The sequence below is a fragment of the Brevibacterium picturae genome (assembly GCF_030453725.1).
GTDB classification, from domain to species: Bacteria; Actinomycetota; Actinomycetes; order Actinomycetales; family Brevibacteriaceae; genus Brevibacterium; species Brevibacterium sandarakinum_A.
In genome coordinates this window covers 1-2635 of the sequence record NZ_JAKDJU010000281.1, presented here as the reverse complement: position 1 = coordinate 2635, position 2635 = coordinate 1, and the positions used below count along the sequence as shown (strand labels likewise).

General features: G+C 64.9%; 4 protein-coding genes. 1 reads left to right on the top strand and 3 read right to left on the bottom strand.

Translation table 11 applies throughout. The features are described 5' to 3' along the window. The coding region (locus tag L0G76_RS15545) for a magnesium transporter MgtE N-terminal domain-containing protein (RefSeq protein WP_487247012.1) at positions 1-329 on the bottom strand (329 nt) is incomplete at its 3' end. A gap of 287 nt (positions 330-616) precedes the next feature. On the opposite strand from L0G76_RS15545, the gene L0G76_RS15540 reads away from it, so the two are divergent. Continuing rightward, positions 617-1420, top strand: a complete 804-nt coding sequence (locus L0G76_RS15540) for an isocitrate lyase/PEP mutase family protein (RefSeq protein ID WP_164743161.1) — start codon at positions 617-619, stop codon at positions 1418-1420. Here L0G76_RS15540 and L0G76_RS15535 read toward each other — a convergent pair. Continuing rightward, a complete protein-coding gene (locus tag L0G76_RS15535) occupies positions 1405-1920 on the bottom strand; it encodes a hypothetical protein (RefSeq protein ID WP_096158264.1) in 516 nt (171 codons plus the stop codon). The genes L0G76_RS15540 and L0G76_RS15535 overlap by 16 nt on opposite strands. 116 nt (positions 1921-2036) lie before the next feature. Beyond that, the coding region (locus L0G76_RS15530; RefSeq protein ID WP_304358040.1) for a patatin-like phospholipase family protein at positions 2037-2635 on the bottom strand (599 nt) is incomplete at its 5' end.

The following is a 2635-nucleotide window of genomic DNA, read 5'->3' as shown; positions in this document are numbered from 1 at the left end:
GGAAGTTCGCCGAAGAGTTCGGCCCGGTCGTCGGGGTCGAGGCCCTCGACGATGTCAGCGACCTCAGGTTCGCGCAGGTTCTGGACCAGCTCGGCTTGGTAGCCGGGTGTGAGGTTCTCGAAGACGGTGAGCGCCCGGTCCTTATCGAGGACACGGAAGAGGACGGCCGATTGGAGGGGCGTGCTCGTGTGGACGAGGCGAGTCAGTTCCGGGGCAGGGACCTGGTGGGCCAGAGTGGCGATCGCATCAACCGATGAAGGATCGATGCGCCCCGACAACGCGGATTCGAGCCGGTCTGCCGCCGAGTCCTCCACCGTCATGTCTGTCATGGCTGCTCCTCTGCGTTCACGGCCTCTACATCAGTCCCCACCTTATGCGACCAGGCTTGCGGGGCGTGAGCCGGCGGCAGCAGATCAGCCACTGTTCGGAACGTGCCGAACTCTGAGAGGCCTAGCATGGGGGCATGAGCAGGAGCTACCCGGAATCGGTGCCGACCAGGACGAGTTCACATCGACCGTCAGTGGATCGTCCGGCCTCAGAACAGTCGAGCACTCACACTCACACCAACCGGTCGGGACCGCCTCGACTGGATACTTGCCACAGAGGTGACACAGCTATGAATGCCTTCCACCAACTGCACCGGCCGGGGGAGCCGTTCGTCCTGCCCTGCGCCTGGGACGTCGCGAGTGGCCGATTGTTCGCCGAGGCGGGTCACCCGGCCATCGGCACGACCAGTCTTGGTGTGGCCGCCGGCATCGGCGCCGCCGATGAGGACCGCGCAACGCTGACCGCAACGGCCGATCTGGTCGGAAACATGAGACGGGCACTGCCGGAAACACTGCTCACCTGCGACTTCGAGGATGGGTACGGTGACGACCCGGTGGCTGTCGTCGAAATACTGCGGGGGAGTCTTTCAAATCGGCAGGACGACACACTCGCGGTCAACGGGATCAACATCGAGGATTCCGCTCGCGGTCGCCTCGCCGCACCGGAGGCGCTCGCCGGCAAGGTGAGAGCGATCAAGGACGCGTTCCCGGATCTGTTCGTCAATGCCCGGATCGACACGTACTGGACCGGGGAGGACAACCTCGGCGACACCCTTGAGCGGATGCGGCGCTATGCCGACTCCGGGGCCGATGGGATCTTCGTCCCCGGGGATCTCGACTTGGATGTCATCACCCGGATCGTCGACGCCTGCCCGCTGCCGGTCAACGTGCTGGCCAGTCCACGATTCTCACGCAGTCAGTTGGCCGGGGCAGGTGCGGCACGGATCAGCACGGGTTCCCTGCTGTATCGAACGGCGATCTCAGCAGCGGTGCAGTCGTTGGAAGGGCTGGCCGGAGACCGCCCGGCTCAGACAGCGAACGTGCTGTCCTACCTGGCGTTCTCCGAACGATCCACTGCTCAGTCTTCGTCGTAGTTGTCGTCGATGACCTCGGGCATGCCGTCGATGACGGCGACCTCTTCGACCCCGTCATCGGCGAGAGCGTCGACATCGAGGTCATCGCCGGCCAGTTCGGCGACTTCATCCTCGTCCTCGTCTGCGGTGACCATCTCATCGCCGGGCCGGTTGCCCAATTCGGCGGCTGTCGCGGATTCCGTGGAGAACTCATCGGGACTGTCCGGGGAATCGAGCTCGTCCTCATCGGCATCCTCGAGGAGAGCGTCGTCGGCGCCTTCGATGCCGGTGCCCTCGGGGCCGTCTGCTCCGGGCTCGACCGATGGTGCGGATGCCGCATCGGGTTCGGCGTCGGCGTCGAGTTCCATGTCGACGTCATCGGCTTCGGCCTCGGCGGCACTGAGTTCAGGATCGTCCAGCTCGTCGGCTGTGGGCTCGTCGAGGGTGGGGTCATCCATCTCAGGTTCACCCATCGCAGGTTCGTCCTGCCACTGTCTCGGATCGTTGGGATTGTCGCTCATGCTCGCTCCTTCGGTGGTGGTCGATGTGTGTGCCTGTCGATGCCCACATTGTTGCACGAGCAGAGGTCTGTGCACAGGTGTTCTGGCTCTCGTCGGTGTCGTGGACGTCGCTGCGGTCACCGTCGGTCGTAGCGTTCCTTCCACGTCTGCCAGTCCCATGTGCTCAGGAACTCCATGGCTGCGGTGTCGCCCGAGTCGATGAGGTCGAGCTTGTCGGTCCGCGTCAGAGCGAAGTCGGTGCTGCTGTGGTCGGCGGTGTCGACGAAGATCGTGCGATCGGTGACGGAGGGCTCGTCGATATGGCGCCGGTCGTGGGCGTTGATCATGGTCGACAGGAGCGAGACCGCGTACTGATACGTGTTCGCGTTGGGCCGCCATTGGGTTTCGGCCGTCTCCCTGGCCGAGAGCATCACGCCCAAAGTCGGCCAGCGGGCAGGCTTCTCATCTTTGCGGTCGAAGATGCCGACGGGGAAGTTCGACAGCAGACCGCCGTCGGCACCGAGCACCGAGTCACCGCCGGCCACACTCGGATCCGCTGGCAGTGATCGGGGCCGGAAGAAGAACGGCGTCGCGGCAGAGGCGCAGACCGCCTCGGCGACCGACTGAGAATCCGGGTTGACACCGAGAGCCGATTGGTAATCCCAGGGCAGTCGCAGCATTCGGCCGCGGGAGACGTCGGAGACGATGACGACGAGCCGGTACTGCCGCTCCGGGG

Excerpts from the sequence above, each read along its gene's own strand:
- L0G76_RS15540 (WP_164743161.1), top strand. The coding sequence starts at position 617 with ATGAATGCCTTCCACCAACTGCACCGGCCGGGGGAGCCGTTCGTCCTG.
- L0G76_RS15535 (WP_096158264.1), bottom strand. The coding sequence starts at position 1,920 with ATGAGCGACAATCCCAACGATCCGAGACAGTGGCAGGACGAACCTGCG.